The organism is Sphingobium amiense (assembly GCF_003967075.1).
GTDB lineage: Bacteria > Pseudomonadota > Alphaproteobacteria > Sphingomonadales > Sphingomonadaceae > Sphingobium > Sphingobium amiense.
In genome coordinates this window covers 3670663-3690036 of sequence record NZ_AP018664.1, presented here as the reverse complement: position 1 = coordinate 3690036, position 19374 = coordinate 3670663, and the positions used below count along the sequence as shown (strand labels likewise).

General features: G+C 61.1%; 17 protein-coding genes. 7 read left to right on the top strand and 10 right to left on the bottom strand.

Features of this window, described 5'->3' with window-relative positions:
* Positions 1 to 167: 167 nt before the first annotated feature.
* Together SAMIE_RS17785 and eutC are read left to right on the top strand one after the other, a co-directional pair.
* Positions 168 to 1565: an ethanolamine ammonia-lyase subunit EutB gene (locus SAMIE_RS17785; protein ID WP_232037295.1), complete on the top strand. Its 1398-nt coding sequence runs from the start codon at positions 168 to 170 to the stop codon at positions 1563 to 1565.
* Entirely contained in the window at positions 1558 to 2283 is a 726-nt protein-coding gene (gene eutC / locus SAMIE_RS17780; protein ID WP_066700537.1) for an ethanolamine ammonia-lyase subunit EutC, read from the top strand. Before SAMIE_RS17785 ends, eutC begins: the two co-directional genes overlap by 8 nt.
* Here the strand turns inward: eutC and SAMIE_RS17775 are convergent.
* From SAMIE_RS17775 to fabG, 8 genes are all read right to left on the bottom strand, one after another.
* The gene (locus SAMIE_RS17775; RefSeq protein WP_066700541.1) at positions 2280 to 3485 is read right to left on the bottom strand and encodes an acyl-CoA dehydrogenase family protein; all 1206 of its coding nucleotides are present in this window, start codon (positions 3483 to 3485) and stop codon (positions 2280 to 2282) included. The genes eutC and SAMIE_RS17775 overlap by 4 nt on opposite strands.
* Before the next feature lie 158 nt (positions 3486 to 3643).
* Positions 3644 to 4564, bottom strand: a complete 921-nt coding sequence (locus tag SAMIE_RS17770; RefSeq protein WP_162849085.1) for a VOC family protein — start codon at positions 4562 to 4564, stop codon at positions 3644 to 3646.
* 26 nt (positions 4565 to 4590) lie between these two features.
* Entirely contained in the window at positions 4591 to 5829 is a 1239-nt protein-coding gene (locus SAMIE_RS17765; RefSeq protein WP_066700545.1) for a thiolase family protein, read from the bottom strand.
* 13 nt (positions 5830 to 5842) lie between these two features.
* Entirely contained in the window at positions 5843 to 7393 is a 1551-nt protein-coding gene (locus tag SAMIE_RS17760) for a class I adenylate-forming enzyme family protein (RefSeq protein WP_066700547.1), read from the bottom strand.
* A 10-nt stretch (positions 7394 to 7403) separates the two neighbouring features.
* On the bottom strand, positions 7404 to 8333 hold the full coding sequence (locus SAMIE_RS17755; RefSeq protein ID WP_066700549.1) for a fumarylacetoacetate hydrolase family protein: 930 nt from the start codon (positions 8331 to 8333) through the stop codon (positions 7404 to 7406).
* A gap of 202 nt (positions 8334 to 8535) precedes the next feature.
* Positions 8536 to 9525, bottom strand: a complete 990-nt coding sequence (locus SAMIE_RS17750; protein WP_066700551.1) for an NAD-dependent epimerase/dehydratase family protein — start codon at positions 9523 to 9525, stop codon at positions 8536 to 8538.
* An 18-nt stretch (positions 9526 to 9543) separates the two neighbouring features.
* A complete protein-coding gene (locus tag SAMIE_RS17745) occupies positions 9544 to 10440 on the bottom strand; it encodes a MaoC/PaaZ C-terminal domain-containing protein (protein WP_066700553.1) in 897 nt (298 codons plus the stop codon).
* A gap of 45 nt (positions 10441 to 10485) precedes the next feature.
* Positions 10486 to 11235: a 3-oxoacyl-ACP reductase FabG gene (gene fabG, locus SAMIE_RS17740; RefSeq protein WP_066700554.1), complete on the bottom strand. Its 750-nt coding sequence runs from the start codon at positions 11233 to 11235 to the stop codon at positions 10486 to 10488.
* 119 nt (positions 11236 to 11354) lie between these two features.
* On the opposite strand from fabG, the gene SAMIE_RS17735 reads away from it, so the two are divergent.
* The 4 genes from SAMIE_RS17735 (at position 11355) to SAMIE_RS17720 (ending at position 16496) form a co-directional block, all read left to right on the top strand.
* On the top strand, positions 11355 to 12602 hold the full coding sequence (locus SAMIE_RS17735) for a thiolase family protein (RefSeq protein WP_066700555.1): 1248 nt from the start codon (positions 11355 to 11357) through the stop codon (positions 12600 to 12602).
* A 6-nt stretch (positions 12603 to 12608) separates the two neighbouring features.
* On the top strand, positions 12609 to 14033 hold the full coding sequence (locus tag SAMIE_RS17730; RefSeq protein WP_066700557.1) for an aldehyde dehydrogenase family protein: 1425 nt from the start codon (positions 12609 to 12611) through the stop codon (positions 14031 to 14033).
* Between the two features lie 75 nt (positions 14034 to 14108).
* Entirely contained in the window at positions 14109 to 14999 is an 891-nt protein-coding gene (locus SAMIE_RS17725; protein WP_162849084.1) for an IclR family transcriptional regulator, read from the top strand.
* Positions 15000 to 15014: 15 nt separating this feature from the next.
* The gene (locus SAMIE_RS17720; RefSeq protein ID WP_066700561.1) at positions 15015 to 16496 is read left to right on the top strand and encodes an AMP-binding protein; all 1482 of its coding nucleotides are present in this window, start codon (positions 15015 to 15017) and stop codon (positions 16494 to 16496) included.
* Between the two features lie 27 nt (positions 16497 to 16523).
* Here the strand turns inward: SAMIE_RS17720 and SAMIE_RS17715 are convergent, their stop codons facing one another.
* The gene (locus SAMIE_RS17715; RefSeq protein ID WP_066700567.1) at positions 16524 to 17312 is read right to left on the bottom strand and encodes an SDR family NAD(P)-dependent oxidoreductase; all 789 of its coding nucleotides are present in this window, start codon (positions 17310 to 17312) and stop codon (positions 16524 to 16526) included.
* 181 nt (positions 17313 to 17493) lie between these two features.
* On the opposite strand from SAMIE_RS17715, the gene SAMIE_RS17710 reads away from it, so the two are divergent.
* A complete protein-coding gene (locus tag SAMIE_RS17710) occupies positions 17494 to 17976 on the top strand; it encodes a MaoC/PaaZ C-terminal domain-containing protein (protein WP_066700569.1) in 483 nt (160 codons plus the stop codon).
* Positions 17977 to 18110: 134 nt separating this feature from the next.
* On the opposite strand, the gene SAMIE_RS17705 is transcribed toward SAMIE_RS17710, so the two are convergent.
* Positions 18111 to 19358 (bottom strand): amidohydrolase family protein, encoded by a 1248-nt coding sequence (locus tag SAMIE_RS17705; RefSeq protein WP_083952477.1) that lies wholly within the window; start codon positions 19356 to 19358, stop codon positions 18111 to 18113.
* Positions 19359 to 19374 lie beyond the last annotated feature (16 nt).

Here is a 19374-nt window from a genome sequence, read left to right as displayed (position 1 = left end):
TCAATACCCTATATCACGACGGGCGCACCCAGATTGACAGCTTGGATAACAGTCGATAACTGACCAAAGGTTCAATCACCGTCGCTTCAGAAGAGCGATCGCATGCGGTGGGCCTCGTCAAATGGCGGATTGCCGGATCGACGCGCGAGAACGGATTGGAGACGCACTTGCCACGCTATCACGCCGATCTGGGTGGCACCCGCCACGTCTTCGACGATCTGCGCGCCCTCCTCGCGGCCGCGAGTCCCGCGAGATCGGGTGACATGCTGGCGGGAGTCGGCGCACAAAGTGCGGAAGAGCGCGTGGCGGCAAGGTTTGCGCTGGCCGATCTGCCATTGGCCGCCTTCCTCAACGAGGTCGTCATTCCCTATGAAAAGGATGAAGTGACCCGGCTGATCGTGGACAATCACGCAGCATCCGTTTTTTCCGCGATTTCCCATTTGACGGTGGGGGGCTTTAGGGAATGGCTGCTGTCCAACGCCGTGGGCGGCGCCGAGATCGCGGCCATCGCCGGCGCCATAACTCCGGAGATGGCGGCCGCGGTTTCGAAGCTCATGCGAAATCAGGATCTGATCGCGGTCGCCCGGAAAATCGAGGTGATCACGCGCTTCCGCAACACGATAGGCCTGACGGGACGACTTTCGGTCCGGCTGCAACCCAATCACCCGACCGATGACCCGGCGGGCATAGCCGCGTCCATATTGGACGGCCTCCTGATGGGCTCCGGCGACGCGGTAATCGGCATCAACCCGGCGACCGATGACGCGGACACGACCGCCACCCTGCTCGAACTGATCGACGAAATCCGTCTGAGTTGCGCCATTCCCACCCAGTCCTGCGTCCTCGCGCATGTTACCACGACGCTTGAGCTGGTTCGTCGCGGGGCGCCGGTCGATCTGTGCTTCCAGTCCATTGCCGGCACCCAGGCGGGCAATCGAGGCTTCGGCATCGACCTTGCGCTGCTTCGCGAAGCCTGTGATGCGACGCAGAGTCTGCAGCGGGGAACCGTTGGTCAGAATGTCATGTATTTCGAAACGGGCCAGGGTTCATGCCTGTCCGCGAACGCGCATCACGAGGTCGACCAGCAGACTCTGGAAACCCGTGCCTATGCAGTGGCGCGCGCCTTTGATCCATTGCTGGTGAACAGCGTGGTCGGTTTCATCGGACCGGAATATCTGTTCGACGGCAAGCAGATCGCCCGCGCCGCGCTCGAAGATCATTTCTGCGGAAAGCTGCTCGGCCTGCCCATGGGCGTGGACATCTGTTACACAAATCACGCCGAAGCGGATGGCGATGACAGCGACACGATATTGACGCTGCTCGGCGTGGCCGGCGTGAGCTTCATCATCGGGGTTCCCGGAGCGGACGACATCATGCTCAACTACCAATCCACCAGCTTTCACGACGCGCTTTACATCCGTGAGGTGCTGGGTCGAAGACCCGCCCCCGAGTTCGAGGCTTGGCTCGAGAATATCGGGCTGTCGGACCAGGGTCGGATCGCCGATCACCTGCCGCCCGCACTGATCGCCGACCATATTCCCCTGCTAAGAGACGCTCGTGGCTGAACTCCCCGGCCTGCGCGATCGGTTCCGCGCTCTGACTCAGGCGCGGCTGCTGCTCGGCCGCGCCGGACAGGGACTGCCTACACGCGCACTGCTCAACTTCCAGATGGATCATGCGCGCGCGCGCGACGCCGTCTACAGTCCACTGGCAGCCGATGGCTTCGCCGATGCAATCGGACGCCCCGTCATTGAGGTCCGCAGCCGCGCGAGAGACCGACAGGAATATCTGCAACGGCCTGATCTCGGGCGCGCTCTGAATCCGGACGACACAGCGCTTCTTCCAACGACGGCGGGAGACCTCGCCATCGTCGTCGCCGACGGATTGTCCGCAACGGCAGTGCATGCTCATGCCGCTTCGGTCGTAACATCGCTCGTCGCCCGCCTTCCCGATTGGACGATCGCCCCCGTCATATTGGCGAGGCAGGGCCGTGTCGCGTTAGCTGACGAAATCGGCGCGGCGCTCGGCGTCAATATGACGGTGATCCTTATCGGGGAGCGTCCGGGTCTGAGCGCCTCTGACAGCTTGGGCGCCTATCTGACCTGGGATCCCCGACTGGGTCGGCGGGACAGCGAACGCAATTGCGTCTCCAATATCAGACCACCGCACGGCCTGAGCTATGAGGTAGCCGCAGACACCATCGTGAGCCTTCTGAAGTCCGCCCGGCGTCAGCGCTTGACCGGTATCGCCCTCATCGACGACGGGCGGCGGTTGTCGCCCTAGGAAGCGGCGTCCAGATCGGTCTCGCCCAGAAGGCTGCGCCCATGGAGCTCCAGCGCGCTGTCGCTGATGTAGAAGTGCGTTTGCGCCATCTGCACGTCACGCATGGTTCGCTCGATGGGGTGGCCCGCCCGGGCGCCCTCTCCGCCGGCATAGCGGAGGATGCCGCTCATAATGTCCACGGCAGTCTGTGTTGCGAGTGATGCGGCGGCGCGACTCTCGATCTCCGTCGCCAGCGGGTTTCCGCCGATCCGCTCTGCGTCGGCGACAATCCGCTCGCCGACTTCGAGCATCATCGCCCGCATAGCCATTAAACTGAGCCGTGACCGGCCCAGGAAGGTCTGGAATACGCCGCGGCGAGCGAGGGGAGTCTTGTTCTGGGAATATCCCCGCGCCTTGGTCTCGGCCATCCGGGCGATTTCGTCCAAGGCGCGCAGCGTGCCCCCGATCGCCACGGACGCTATGGTATGCGCGGAATAGCCCATCAGCCCGAGTTGAAAAATCGCGCCGCCGCGCAGAGGCACGGGCGGAAATGGCACTGCCATGGATGACGGAATAAAGGCGTTATCGGCGCGGTAGTCGGAACTCCCGGTGCCGCGCATCCCGACCACGTGCCAGTTATCATCGACGATCATCTCCGATGACCGCACGACGCAGAGCTTGAATTCGGGCTGGGCACCGGTTTCGTCGATACCCAGGACCATGAAAAAATCAGACCCTGTATTGCCGCTGCCGTAAATCCATCGGCCGCTGATCCGATAGCCGCCATCCACCGGAACGAGTGAGCCAGGAATGAGGCCGCCGCCTCCGCACGTCAACGGCAACTCGGGACCGGCAAGAAGAATGGCAAGGCCATCGTCCGGCAACGAGGACGCGACCTTCCCCAGGATGTCGGTGTAAATGAACATGCACCAGGCCGCAGCGGTGCTGTGATAGGCGATGCGTTCTATGACTTCATATTGGAGCGCATTGTCCGCTTCGAACCCGCCCAGTTCGAGCGGTAGCTTGAGCGCCAGCAGGCCCGATGTCTGCAATGCGGTGATAGCGGCCGGCGTCAGATGGCGTTCCGCTTCCGCGCCAGGCGCCTCGGCGGACAGGACCGGCGCCACGGCATCGACGGCCGCGAGCAGCGCCTGCCGTCGTTCCTCGCGCGTTGCGATGCCCGTGCCGGAGCGCTCGACCTTACTGGGCGCCGCCATCTTCATTCATCTCTCCGTCCATTCCAGCATCATAATATACAGCAAGTATATTGTTATTTCATGTGGGCGTCAATCGGATTGCCGCCTGATCACGCGCCACGGCAGCAACTGGCGTTCAGGAATATACGCGACGTGATCGGCGATTGCGGCCCTGTCGAAGGCCGCTACCCCACCTGGGTGATGAATTCGGCTGGCATGGGCGGCCCCCAGGGTCCTTGAGATGCGCCCGCCGATTCAACGCCGGGGGTCCAATCGGCATTCAGCAGGTCAGTATCTGTCCAATGTTCGTACATGACCCCCGATGGGTCGATCCAATAATCGAATATCTGACTTCCCTGCTTATGTCGGCCCACGCCCCACATATGACGATAGCCCCGCTCGGTCAGGAATTGATGGCCGATGTAAAGATCGTCGATATCGAGAACTTCAAACGAAATATGATGAATCCCACCGGGCGGGCCGATCATGGTTTGGAAGACATGGTGATCAACATATTCATCGCCCCGGTCGAGCCGATTGAACGACAGCAGCACATTATCTTCGCTGCCATCGTAAATCACGTCCGACACCAGAAATCCGAACATGTCGCGATACCATTGCGCGAGCGGTTCCGGCTGGGGCGTGGTCAGGACGACATGCCCCAGCCTCAACACATGAGCCGGTCCGGAAGCCGGCCGGCGCACACTCCCTCGCCGACGATAGCGGTCGCTGCCTTCATTGGTGTGCGGACGATCGACCGTGACGGGCTCGACGGGGGTTACCCCCCATATCAGCTCGATCTGATTGCCGTCCGGGTCGTGAACGACAACCTGCCAGCCGCCTCCACGCCCCGTCCTTTGCGTCACCCTGCTGTTCGTAGCCTGTGCGAAAAGCTCAAGATCGTCTCTTGCGCCCGCGGCAAACCCGATCGCCACCAGGCCACGCCCGCCGGGTTCGACGGTCAGGATTTCCGGCGCCGGCCCGAGCCCACGGAACCCAAGCTTCTCTCCATCGCGCGAATTTTCGATAAGTCCGAAGTCCGCGAGGAACCGGCGCGCCTGATCGAGATCGGGAGCGTGAACGCGGACATAGGCGAGGTCGATCACTTTGATGACAGACATGATGCCCTCCTCTAGCGGCCGAGCATGACGATGGTCGCAACCGCTTCTTCGACGACGAACGAGCCGCCGCCATTTTCCGCGATCGCAATTTTCGCGTCGTCGACCTGCCGCGGCCCAGCCTCACCTCTGAGCTGGGTCACAAGCTCGTAGATCTGACCAAGACCTGTTGCGCCGATCGGATGCCCCTTGGACTGCAGACCGCCGGACGGATTGACCGGCACACGTCCCCCAAGAGCGGTTTCGCCCCGCTCGGCCAGGAGCCCGCCTTCGCCGAATGAGCAAAGCCCGAGATTTTCGATCTGGATGATTTCTCCGACGGCGGTTGCGTCATGCACTTCAGCGACCGACACATCCTCCGGCCCGACGCCTGCACGTTCATAGGCTTTCCTGGCTGCGATGACGGTGCAATGCTGCTCAATCGCGTCGGCAGGCCGGTCGCTGCCTGTCTGCATCACGGCGGACAGCACGGCTATGGCGCGGCGGCGGTCTATCCCGTGGCGACTCATGCCGGCCTCGGTCATGATCACGGCAGCAGCGGCGCCATCGGATATGGGCGAACACATCGGCAGCGTGAAGGGGTAGGTGATCGGCGGAGCCGCAAGAACCTCTTCGATCGTGAAGGGGCGTTGGAATTGCGAAAGCGGATTATGCTGCGAGTGGTTGTGGTTTTTCGATGAAACCGCTGCGATCTGGCGCTGCGTCGTTCCGAAGCGGGACATATGCTGACGTGCCAAGCCGGCGTAGACGTCCATGAATACGCTATAAGGCTTGTCCGATGTGCTTCCGGGCGGGGGTATCACGCCGTTCCCCAGATCCTTCAGCCGACGGGTATTGCCTTCGACATCATGCACGTCCCAAGCGCTGTCAAACGCTGAAAACATCAGACTCTTGTCGCTCGACACCATTTTCTCGGCCCCCAGCGCGAGAGCGACATCGCCTTCCCCCGCCTTCAGGTGGTTGACCGCGAGGATGAAGGCGGTGCTGGCGGTCGCGCAGGCATTTTCCACATTGACGACCGGAATGCCCTGTATGCCCATGGCGCGAAGCGCGATCTCTCCCCGGACCATATGCTGGCCTTCCATATGGCCCTGGGTCGCATTTCCGAAGAATGCTGCCTCAAGGGCACTCGAAGGAATACCGGCGTCGCGCAAAGCCGCTTGGGTTGCTTGCGCAGCGAGTTGCTTGACGCTCAGATCGGGAAGCCGGCCGAATGGGGTCATCCCGACTCCCACGACATAGACCTGTTCCATCAGTCGATCCTCATCATATCCGGCGAGCCTGACCCGCCCACAGTTTGTCGCGGATGTCGCGCTTGAGCACCTTGCCGACCGGGCTGCGGGGCAGTTCGGGCCAGAAGAGAATCGTCTTGGGCGCCTTGATCGAACCGACGCGGATCCGGCAAAGGCTGACGAGTTCGGCAGCGTCCACCGTTTCACCTGCTTTCAGTTGCACGACAGCAGTGACCGCCTCGCCCCATTTCGGGTCGGGAGCGCCTACAACCGCGCAATCCTGAACGGCCGGATGGCCCCAGAGCACCTGCTCGATCTCCGACGGATAGATATTATATCCCCCGGATATGATCATGTCCCGAGCGCGATCGACGAGATGGTAGAAGCCTTCCTCATCCCGAAAGCCGATATCCCCGGTATGATGCCAGCCAAAACGAGACGCCTCGGCGCTGGCGGCCGGGTCTTTATAGTAGCCCAGCATGACATTTCCGGACCGGACGACGATCTCGCCTACCGACCCGTCGGGCAGCAATTCGCCTTCTTCATTCATCACCGCCATCATCACGAAGGGCGCTGGCCGGCCGCAACTGGACAGGCGTTCCGGCCCGGCGATCTGGCCGTCGATAAAATGGTCCTGCGGCCGAAGAACAGTGCAGATCATGATGGCTTCGACTTGCGCAAAACCTTGGTACATGACGGGGCCGAGCCATTCGAGCGCTTCGCGCAGCTTCTCGACCGACATGGGCGCCGCGCCATATAACAGGCATTTAAGCGCGGGAAAGCGCATGGCCCGGATTTCCGGATCGGCCAGCATAGTATAGATCAAGGTCGGCGGCGCGAAGAGATCGGTGATGCCGTGGTGACTCATCGCATCGGCCACCGTTCGCGGCTCGGTGCCCACCGCGATGAAAATCGTGCCGCCGCGCGCGAGCATTGAAAAGCACATGAAGCCCGCCGCATGCGTCAGCGGGGCCACGACCAGATATTTGGGACGTTCATCATGTCCCATCGTGGCGATATGATTCGCCACATAGGTTTCGAACCCCCGGTTTGTCTGGAGGACGCCCTTGGGCCGGCCGGTCGTGCCGCCGGTCGTCATGATCGCGCAGACATCTTCGGCGTTGGGTGCCGATCCTTCATGCCGCGATCCGGGAGGCTCTAGCCAGCCTTCAAGCGATGCCACCACATCATTGCCCTCCCCTAGGGTGAGAATGAGCCGGATGCCCGGCGCGACGGCCCGGATCTGATCGATCGCCGGCTCGAACGAAGGATGCACGATAAGCAGCTCGCAATCGAAACGATGCAAAAGCTCGGTGATGTCGTCGAGTGTGTATCGCGGATTGATCGGCAACCAAATCATTTCGGCGCGCAATATTCCCAGGATCGACATCAACGTGTCCGGCTCATTCGGGCTGAGAACGGCCGCTTTGCTTCCCTTCCCAAAGCCGGCACGCGCGCAAGCGCAGGCAATCTGATGCGTGCGCTCGATGACCTCGGAATAGGACCAGCGTTGATCGCCTTGAACGATGCAGGGCGCATCGCGGCCAAGTTCTGCGCCTTTGTCGAGATAGTCGATCAGTCTCATGCCGAACCGCTCACCGATCAAGCCTTGGAGAAAATTCTACGGTGCCCAAAGGCTCGCCCCGCACCATGCGAAGCACGACTTCAGCCAGCCGGGTATCGACGCCCCTCTCCCAACGGCGTCCGAGAACATCCTTCACCTTGACCGAAAAGCCGCCAATCGGCTCGATTTCGATCCGCACAGTGTCGCCGTCCTGGATCGGACCTATGCCCTGATGGTTGACGCCAAGCGCAAGCACGTCGCCCGGCTCGAGCGCGGCGATGGACGAGGCATAGGCAATGAGATCCGCTACAGGATTGCCAATGTCTGACATCGGATAATCCTGACGAAGTTCGTCATCTACCCAAAGACGGACTTGCAGATCATGAGGGTCAGGGACGCTGTCAGCGGTAAGGACCCACGGACCCATCGGACCGAATGTGTCGTAGGACTTGTCCTGAAAGCTGGTGCCGTGCCCGACACCCCGAGCCGACATGTCCATAAAGCAGGTGTAGCCAAAGACATGATCCATCGCCTCAGCCGGAGTAATCGACTTGGCGCGTTTGCCGATCACGACGGCCAGTTCGGCTTCATGATGGAAAACCGGAGCATCCACTGTGGGCAACTCCACCGTTTCGCCCGGGCCAATCACGCTCGTCGATGACTTGAGGAAAAACGCAGGCTTCACCTTGGCCTCAGCAACACCTTCCCTGAAGCTAAGCTGCCCACAAAGCAGCTTGGCTGGCCGCGGCAAGGGAGCGCGCAATATCACGCTGCCTAACGCGACGGACGGGCTGACAGTATCCGTAACCCGAGAGGAAAATATGTCCCACCGTTCGATCAATCCGGCAAGGCGTGCATGAGGCGGCAACGCCATGATCTCCGGGAGATCATCAGAGAGCAGTTTGACCGAAGTTCCTTCTATCAAGGCAGGGATATAGTCGTTTACCAGACCCAGCTTCATGGCTCTCCCAATCATTTCTCACAACCGCCTGTTTGCGGCACCGGCCTTGAAAACGCCTTCATAATATACGCAAAGTATATTTTGATAGAGAACGAGTCAAGGGATCGCGAAGTCCGCCCGTAAGCTGTGCGGAAATGCTCGCGGGCAGCGCGAATTTTGGTCTACCCCCCCTGACAGGCCGCCGAAGGCCACCTATGCAGGTTTAGAGATCGCCGGTGAGCTGCTGAAAAGTCTCAATGATGGCAGGGCGAAGCGGACGATAGACCATGCCCAACTCCGACGCGGCTTTGCTGTTATCGGCGCGCCAGTGCGGCGTCGAAAAGTCCCAGGGCGTGTCGGGCGGGAACTGCCAACGCCCATCCCCGCCAAATTCTTCCTTCATGACTGTCGCTATATCGTTGAAGCTCAGCACCTCGGCATAAACGATATTCCGGCCGCCCGCCGTCGGAACATAGGCACCTCGCAGATGCGCCTCAGCGACATCGCGGACATCGACGACGCCAACGTCGCGCGATGGTAACTGCTTGCCGAAGGTGCCGTTCGACATTGCCCGAAACTGGTCGAATGTCGCTGAGGTCTGCTGGGGCGCGGTTCCCGGACCGACGATGAAGGCCGGGTTGATGACCACGAGTTTCCAGCGCTGCTGGCTATCGGCAATCTTCCATGCTTCGCGTTCGGCGAGCACTTTGGAATAGGGATAGGCCGTTGTTTCTAGCGATGCATAGTCGTTCCAATCCGCCTCGGTATGGATCTTGTCGCTGAGTTGAACTGGGTCGACGATCGCAACCGTCGAACTCGTCAGCACAACGCGCTCAACACTGGCGACGCGATTGACCGTCTCAAGAACGTCGCGAGTGCCCGCAAGCGCCGGTTCGATCAGGTCGCGTTGCGGGTCCGATATGCCCGACGGCAGCAGGAAGGGCGAAGCGGTATGGATGACGATCCGGCAACCCTCCATCGCTGCCTCGTGACTTCCGGCATCGAGAAGGTCCGCCTTGAACAGGCGCAGCGATCCGGGTGCCTCGTCAGCCATGTCCCACAGATGACGCACCTTGGCGACGTTATCGGGATCGCGCACGCTCGCATGGACGGTTACGCCGGCCTCAAGGAGATATTTTACCACCCATCCAGCCAGATATCCGGTCGCTCCGGTCACCAGCACTGGCCCGTAAGGGGTCGCCATCTTGCTCATCTTAGCAGCACCTTCTTTCTAACTGCATAGCCTGGCCGTCGACCCTGCCGTCTGCTCGCCGAGCGCTACTCGTGCTCGTCCATTGTCGATGGCGATCTTCTCCCGCTCCGGGACGATGACCTGGAACGCGATATCCTGAGGGCTTTCCTGCCAGAGCCGGACTTCGATATTTTCTCCGGGGTGCACCGGCGCCGTGAACCTGCCTTCCAGCACCTTCAGACGTGCCGGATCATTGCCGCAGGCTGCAGCAAGGATCGCCCTGCCGGCAAAGCCATAGGTGCACAGCCCATGCAGCAGCGGCCTCGCGAAGCCCGCGTCGTGCGCGGCGGCCGGGCTGGCGTGCAAGGGATTATAATCTCCCGAAAGGCGATAGACGAGCGCCTGCTCGGGCCGCACCGCGTAAATGATCTTTGTGTCGGGCGTGCGGTCGGGAACCGGCGGCAAGGGCACCAGCGCCTCCCCGCCGCCCCCTTTTCCTCCGTCGCCACGCAGGAAGGAAATCTGTCTAACCGTCGCCAAAAGCCTCTGGTCAGCCTCATTGTAGATGAGGCGCCGCGCGCGAAGCAGCGCCCCCTTCTCAGCGCCCTTGTCGACGATGGCATCGATCGAAAGCTCGCCCCGCACTGTGCCCTCGACCGGCAGCGGCGCGTGGAATTCGCAGGATTGCTCCGCGTGCAGAACCCGTCGCCAGTCGATTTCGTAACGCGGCTCCATCTGCCAGAAGCCGGGATAGGCGAGCACGGCGGCCATGGTCGGCAAGGCGCGCAGACCATTCTCAAAAACGAACGGCAGATCATCCTCGCCTGTCGTATCGCGCCCGGCTCCTACTCCAAGCGCGTAAAGCATCGTGTCACGCCTGGTATAGCTGTGGGTGATGATCCTCGGCGGAAGGTTAAGCAGAAAATCGGGGTTCATCGCGAGCAAACCCTTGCTGCCGACCGAGCGGGTGCAGGCTTGGCGTCAACCATATCGCCCTCCAGACACATGGACCACGTCGCCGGTGATGTATCCTGCCTGCTCAGAAGCGAGAAAGACGATCGCTGCGGCTACGTCCTCGACCCGGCCAAGCCGTGGCAACGGCAGGGATGCCTCGGCGTTTGTCCTGATTTTTTCGAAATGCGGCAGGTTCCGAACGGCGGCGGTGTCGATGATGCCAGGCGCGACCGCATTCACGGTAATGTTGTAGCGGCCGTTTTCCAGAGCCATCGACCGTGTCAGACCGAGCAGACCTGCTTTCGCGGATGAATAGTTCGCCTGCCCTGGATTGCCCAGATATGCGCGCGAAGAAATATTGACGATGCGGCCCCACTTTTTTTCGATCATGCCGGGCAGGACCGATTTGGTACATAGGAAAGCGCCTTTGAGCACGACATCGACGACCGAATCCCAGTCGCTCTCCTCCATCCGACCGATGCGCTTGTCTCGAGTGAAGCCAGCGTTGTTCACCAGTATATCCACGGGAGCCAGCGCTTGCGAGACCGCAGCCACCGCCTGATCCACCGATGCTGCGCTTGCAACGTCAACTTGGACCGCGATGGCAGTGAAGCCTGTGTCGCGCAGGCGCGCGGCCTCGGCCTCGGCTGCATCGGGATTGATATCGCCGATCGCGACCAAAGCGCCTTCCTCGGCGAGCATCTCTGCAGCTCGGGCGCCGATGCCCCCCGCCGCTCCGGTTACGAACGCCACGCGATCTTGGATACCCAGATCCATCTTGCCCTCATTGCCAGGTCGTCTGGTGCGATCGCTAGGCCTTCCATCCAAACTCGTCAACATTTTGCGAAAATCATTTTCGTATTTCAATATCGCGGTGACTGCCCTAAGGTTGGAGCATGAGCAATACCGTCATACTCGGCGTCGGCATGACGCCATTGGGCAAGCATCTCGATCGCTCCGTGCGATCTCTGGCTGCAGAAGCAATCACGGGGGCGCTTGCCGACGCGGGTCTGGGCAGAGATCGGATCGAAGCCGCCTGGTTCTGCAATACGCGGCAGGGTGCGCTAGAAGGGCAACATGGCGTTCGCGGTCAGGCTTCGCTGCGCGCCTATGGCTTTGAGGGCATCCCAATCTTCAATACCGACAATGCCTGCGCCAGTTCCAGCTCAGGGTTATTTCAGGCTTTCGCCGCCGTCGAAGCCGGACTTTTCGAAGTCGCGCTTGTCGTGGGGGCTGAGAAGATGAACTACCCGGACAAACGGGTTGAAATGTTCGAAGCTTTCAAAGGCAGTTGGGACCGCGAACTTGCCGATGATCATATTGCCGCCCTGCTTGCGATCGGCGAAGGTGTCGATCCTCCCGAAGGCAATGTCGATTCCGCCGAACGATCGGTCTTCATGGATATTTACGCGGCGCAGGCGCGGTTCCACATGAAGACTTTCGGCACGACGCCGCGGCAGATTGCCGCCATCGCTGCCAAGAACCACAATCATTCCCTGCGCAACCCTTTCGCGCAATATCGCTTTCCTCTGACGATTGATGAAGTTCTTGCGGATCGAATGGTGGTTTGGCCGATTACCCGGTCGATGTGCGCGCCGATGAGCGATGGCGCCTGTGCGATCATCGTCGCATCCCGCCGCTTTGCCGAGACGATGGATAGCGGGCGGAGAGCGGTGAGCATTCGGGGAATCGGCGTAAGCAGCAGCAGCAATCGGACGGCCGCGCAATATGACCGGCATCTCACGCGGGTCGCCGCCGATCGTGCCTATGCAAAGGCGGGCGTCGGTCCGGAAGATGTGTCGATTGCAGAGTTGCACGATGCCTCCGCCATCGCCGAAATCCTCCATTCGGAGAATGTCGGCTTCTGCGCCTATGGCGACGGCGGTGCCCTTGCTGAAAGTGGCGAAACCCAGCTCGGTGGGCGATTGCCGATCAACGTGTCCGGCGGCCTCCTTTCCAAGGGACATCCGATCGGAGCGACCGGCGCGATTCAGATCTTCGAGCTTGTGACTCAACTTCGCGGCGAAGCGGGCGACCGGCAGGTCGAGAAGGCGCGCATCGGTCTCGCGGAAAATGGCGGCGGGTTTCATGGGCTTGAGGAAGCGGCTTGTGTCGTCACGATCCTCGAAGCGCCGAAAATCTAGTCGACCATGGCTGAGGCAAAACTTGCCGCGATTTGCCGCGCGACGATCAACGGTCGCTATGTGGACACGCCGCTTACGATCCCGGTCATCAATCCGGCGACCGGAGAAGCCTTCGCCGAGGCGCCCGATTGCGAAGCGAGCCATCTGGACGATGCGGTCTCGGCGGCACGCCAGGCATTTCCAGCGTGGAAACGGGTCGATCCCGCCAGCCGGGACGCCATGCTTCTCGCCGTCTCCGCCCGGCTGCGCGGCGAGATCGAGCCGCTCGCGCACCTTTTGACGCAGGAGCAGGGCAAGCCGCTGGAAGAGGCGCGTCACGAGATCGAGACCGCCGCGCGGTGGTTCGAAGCCTACGCGAACCACCCGCTCCCGGTCGGGCAGCGCCGCGAACCGGACGGCCGCCTCGCCGAGATACGGCATGTGCCGATCGGTGTTGTCGGCGCCATCGCGCCATGGAACTTCCCGGTGCAGCTCATGGCCTGGAAGCTCGCACCGGCGCTGAAGGCTGGCAACACGGTAGTCGCCAAGCCGTCGCCCTTCACCCCGCTCACGACCCTGCGGATCGGTGAACTGCTCCTGGACATTCTACCGCCCGGTGTTTTGAACACCATCTCTGGCCGCGATCATCTCGGCCCGCTGATGTCCGAGCATCCTGACATCGACAAGATTTCGTTCACCGGATCGACAGCGACCGGAAAGGCGGTGATGCGCGGGGCCGCCGGCAACTTGAAGCGCCTGACATTGGAGCTAGGGGGCAATGATCCCGCGATCGTGCTGCCCGATGCCGATGTCCAATCGGTTGCCGAGCGTTTGTTCTGGGGGGCTTTTCGCAATGCCGGGCAAGTGTGCATCGCTGCCAAGCGCATTTATGTGCATGACGATATCTATGACCGATTTGCCGCCCGGATGGCCGGGTTGGCTGGCGCGCACCCGCCCCTCCCCGGCAATATGCCCGGCGCGCGCATCGGGCCGGTGCAGAACCGCGTCCAATTTGAGCGCGTCAAGGCGATGATAGAGGAGGCGCGGGCCACCGGGCTCCATTTTCTGAGCGAGCCGGGGGAGATGGCCGGGCCAGGCAACTTCATCGCTCCAACGCTGATCGACAATCCGCCCGATGACAGCCGCGTCGTGCGCGAAGAGCCCTTTGGCCCCCTGGTCCCGCTACTGCGATACTCGCACGTTGACGAGGCCATTCACCGCGCAAATGACAGCGAATATGGTCTCGCATCCTCGGTCTGGAGCGCCGATGTCGAACAGGCCGCCGAGGTTGGCCGTCAACTGGAGGCCGGCACGGTCTGGCTCAACACCATTCACGGTATGACGCCCACCCTGCCCTTTTCAGGACATAAGCAATCCGGGATCGGAGTCGAAAATGCGACGGAGGGGCTGCTCGAATATACTAATGTGCAGGTGCTGGTTAGACATGGCTGACCAGGATGGCATAGGTCACTTCCGGGATCAGATAGTGGTGTGCCCGCGACCACAGCAATGTTTCGAGAGGTCCAGATGAAAGCGCAAGCCAGCCCGACCGAGCGAGCGAAGCCACGCCAGGCGGGGCAATTGGGCAATTCCGCTCGTGAGGAGGACGGCGATTCGCAGATTGTCGTGGCGCTGGGTCGCGGCCTTGCGCTGCTTGATGCTTTCAGCCGCAACGACGCAACCCTCGGCAATGCCGAATTGGCCGAGCGCACCGGCCTCACCAAGTCGACAGTGTCGCGGCTGGCCTACACACTGGCGCTGCATAATTATCTGTCTTTCGATCCTCGTTCTCGCGAATATCGGCTGGGACCTCGCGCGATCCGGCTTGGCGCAATCGCGCTGGCTTCCTCCAATGTCCGGACCTTGGCGCTTCCGCTGATGCGGAAACTGGCGGCGGGGAGCCACTTCAACGTCGGACTTGGTACGCGCGATGACCTCCAGATCGTCTATACCGACGCCGCAGAAGGCGATGCATTGATCGCGCTTCGACTGTTCCCCGGATCGAGGCTGCCCCTAGCGACCTCCGCAATGGGGCGGGCCTATCTTGCCGTGTGCGGACAAGACGAACGGGACGATGTTCTGGACCGACTACGTCCCCATTATGGTGACGAATGGGGACGAATTCGCAAGGGCGTGGACGACGCCATCGATGAACATCGCCGGCTCGGCTACTGTGCCAGCATCGGCGATTGGCAGAAGGACATCAGCGGCGTGGCTGTGCCGATCGCCGCTCATCCCGGCGAAGCACTCTACGTACTCAACCTTGGCGGTCCGGCCTATGCACTGCCGGAAAAGGAGTTGCGTGAACGGCTGGCGCCCGGCCTGATCGCCATCGCGCGGCAGGTAGAAGAGATTTTGCTCACGGGCGACGCGGCTCAGCAGGCCGATCGGTCGGACGCCGTTCTCCCCAACCCTTGAGATGATAAGAAATATATGTCGATGTCTGTCGAGATTTTGCGATGCGGCGCTGCGGCGCTCGACCGCGCAACCCTGAATGCGAACATAGCCAAAGTGGCCGGGGGCTTGGAGCAACTGGGCGTATCCCAGGGAGATCGCGTTGCCCTGCTCCTGAAAAACAGCATTGCCTTTGTCGAGATCAGCCTTGCCATCGGCCGGCTGGGTGCTTTTCCAGTCCCTATCAACTGGCATTTCGCTGCCGCTGAAATCGACATGCTGCTCAAGGATTGCGATCCGGCGGCGATTTTTGTTCATGAAGATCTGAGCGCCAGCCTCCCGCCAGACTGGACGCGAAGCGAGCGTGCGATAGTCGTTGGCGGCGATGACGCTCCGTCGCCCTATGCATCGTGGCGTGATGCTAGCCGTCCCTTTACCGGACCCGACCGGCCGGCCCCCGGCAGCATCGTCTATACCTCGGGCACCACAGGACGCCCCAAGGGCGTGAGACGCTTTCCACCCACTCCCGAACAGCAGAGTGCCATGCGCGGCATCCGCTCCAGTCTGTATCGAATGGATGCAAACAGCCGCGTGCTCGTGCCGGGTCCACTGTATCATGCATTCCCGAACCAGTTCGCTATCCATGGCGTGCTCACTGCGGAATATACGGAGATCATGCCGCGCTTTGACGCGGAAGAGATGCTGGCGATCATCCAGCGGGAGCGGATCACCTCGGCCGCGCTCGCGCCCATCATGTTCGTTCGCCTGCTACGCCTGCCGGCTGAAACGCGCCAAGCCTATGATCTCACTTCCCTGCGCTGGGCGCTCCATGCCGGCGGCCCTTGCGCCGATGATGTCAAGCGAGCCATGATCGACTGGTGGGGGCCGATCGTGGCGGAATATTATGGCGGCACGGAGGTTGGCGCCCTTACCCTATGCAGCAGCGCGGAATGGCTCGATCGCCCTGGAACGTGCGGAAGGCCGCTGGAAGACGTCGAACTCAGGATTGTCGATGGGCAAGGGGCAGACGTGGTTCGCGGACAGGCCGGCGAGATTTTTGGACGGCTGCGCTCCTATCCGGATTTCACCTATCACAACGATCCGGTAAAGCGGGCGGAAGTCGGACTGGGCGAGCTCGTCTCGCTCGGGGATGTCGGTTATCAGGACGAGGAGGGATATCTGTTCCTGTGCGATCGCGCGCGCGACATGGTGGTGTCCGGGGGCGTCAATATTTATCCCGCCGAGGTGGAAAAGGCGCTGTTTGCCCTTCCTGGCGTCGCCGACTGTGCAGCCTTCGGCATCCCCGACCCGGAATTTGGCGAGACAATCGTGGCGTTCGTGGTGGGCGACGATCTTGACACGGACCAATTGCGCAAGCGCCTGCGCGAGGCGATAGCGGGCTACAAGGTTCCCAAGCTGATCAGGCAGGTCGAGACCTTACAGCGCGATGCCTCTGGCAAGCTCCGGAAGCATGTTCTGCGCGAACGATTTCTTGCCATGGCAGGAGCGCCGGCTGGCTGAGCCGAAGCGCTCTACACACGAAACGCTTCAGGTCAGCGTCAGCCCCCCATCGACGACCAACTCGCCGCCCGTCATGAAGGAAGAAGCGTCGGAGCACAGGAAGGTGATGACGCCGGCAATATCTTCAGGCTCGGCCAGCCGTCCCATCGGGTGCATTTTGGCGACAAGGTCCAGACCTTCCTGGCCTTTGGGTCGAAGTCCGAATTCACCGAGCTGTGCCACGGAGTTTGTCATGAGCCATGTGTTGACGGGACCGGGAAAGACTGTGTTCACGCGAATCTGATGCCTGGCAAGTTCTTGCGCCAAACCCTTGCTCATCATGCGAACCGCGCCCTTGCTTGTTGAATAGACGACATGGGCTACGCCCGCGAAAAGCCCGTATATGGACGAAAGGTTGATGATCGAAGGCTTCGCGCCCAGCTTTTCACTGGTGTCGATCATCAACGGTGTTGCGGCCTTGCAGCCCATGAAGACGCTCCGCACGTTGAGGTTCAGGGTCGCATCCAGTTCCTCTACGGTGGCGTCGCCGAACGGGCGCGGCCGCAACACGCCGGCGGCGTTGACGAGGCCATCGAGGCGGCCATGGTCATCGCGCACTTGCTCCAAAAGGTGCGCCCAGCTCGTCTCGACCGTGGCATCGAGCTGTGCCGCCACCGCAGGCCGATCGGTCGCTTCTGCAATCGCGCGGGCGCGGTCCATGTCGATATCGGCCACCACTACGGTGGCACCCAATTTGCTCAACGCCTTGGCGGACGCCCCGCCTATACCGCCACCGCCGCCTGTTACGATGATGACCCGGTCCGTCAAATCGAACATGTCTCTCTCCCCAAATGCCTGTTGATCCCGATCGCAACAGAATGCGGTGTCACATGGCCGGTCATTGCCGCTGCCTTTTCCGCTAGCGCGTGATTCGAAACACATCAACAGATTGTCGCGAAAATCATTTTCGTATAGATCGTGCTATCTAGCGATGTCCAGCGACGAATAGGGGACGACTGTGATCGAAACAGCAGCCGACGGAACATATTTTGAAGACATCGAAGTGGGTCCGGTCCAGGTATCGAGCAGTGTGATCTTTGAGCGTGACGCGATCATTGCTTTTGCGCGCCAGTGGGATCCCCTACCCGTCCATCTCGATGATAACGCCGCACGCGCGGCAGGATTTGATGGGCTAACCGCTTCTGGCACGCATATGCTGGCTGTCAAACAGCGGCTGCTGCATGAGTTCGATCTCGGCCCGACAGTCATTGCCAGCTTTGGATCCGACGAGACACGCTATCACGCGCCCGCGCGGCCGGGTGATGTCGTCGAGCTTCATTTCAGCTGGGTATCAAAGCGCTCCTCGAAATCGCGACCCTCCTGCGGGATCGCTCAACACTTGAGCGAACTCCGGCGTATCGACGGCGTCTTGCTGCTTTCGATCCTCGACACGATCCTCATACGCCGTCGTGTAACCGAAGAAGTATATAGGGCGTCATGAGATCAATCACTGTAGTCGACCGATTGACCTGCCTGCCGCCCTCAACTTCATAGCCCCCCGCGAGGCCGAATTGGCGACGTCACCCATATCCACCCCGGCAGCACTGTTTGCAATGCTGCCGGGCGTTCCATTTATCATTCCGGCAGCAGGAATTCCCCGTTGGTCACGAAGAATTTCTCCATGATCTTCGGACCAAGATGCTCCAGCGAGGAAGCAAATTCGCCCACCGGATCCTTGCCGCCTTCAACATGTGGGAAGTCGCTGGCGAAGCAATAGACGTCCTCAAGTCCGTACATCTCGATATATTCGCCCACCGGCTCAAAATCGAACGGCGAGACGCGAACATTGCGATTGATATATTCCGATGGCTTCATGGGCAGCCGTCGGCCTTCATGGTCATTCGACACACCTTTGGGCTTCAGGGAGTAATCATGCTCGTGCCAGATGTCGAGCGAACGGGCGAGCGGGCCAACCCAATGTGCCGTAAATTCGGTAGCGCCCATGCGAAGCGTCGGATGCCGTTCGAATACGCCGCCCACGACCATGGTTCCTATGAAATTCTGTGCAGCCAGATGGTAGGTCGAGAGCTTCCAGGGGTTGAGGAGGATTTCGGTCGTTTCCTTATACCCCTCGAAAGCCTTCGCCTTTACCCAGTCGTTCGTCCGCAGGAACAGATCCTCGCCGCCGATATGCAGCGTGATGGCGACCTTGGCTTCGGCCACCATGGCATAAAAGGGGTCGAGCTCGTTCGAGGCCGGCGAACACCCGCCGGGCAAGCGCGGCGCCGAAATGAGGACCGCCCGGATACCTTTGTCGATCAGCTTCTTGGTGACCGCGTATAACTCTTCGGGGGTATCGCCATAGATAGGCGCGACGGGACGGAAACGCGACGAAATCGCGGCGACTTCCACCGACCAGCGATTATAGCTGTCCATCAGATCGCGGGCATATTTGTAGAAGCCGTCGTCCGTCACCCCGAAGCTGCCGACGCCGTATTTGGCGGCTTCGTTCGGCGAGCCGTAGAGAGCAAGACCGCCAAGGCCGGGGCCAGAAGGGAACATCAGTTGGCGGCTGAGGCCCATCGTATCCATAAGATCAAGGCGCCGACCCATGTCCGCCGCGCCCGGCGCGGTCGGGCCTTTGGCGGTCCAGACTGCCTTCGGGTCCATCTCTGCAACGTCGCCGGCGAAACCGGGGACGCTGATGATGTTTTGCGCGCCGCCATTGGGATTGATCTGGATCGCGCGCTCGGCCCAGGGACGGGTGATTTCGCCCCATTCCTCCACCCAAAGCTGGGCAGGGACCATCTCGTGGCTGTCAATGTCAGTGATGCGGCCCGCAAACGGACGGACGCTATCGGGCAATGATGGTGTTACCTGCATTTCGGCCTCCTATAGT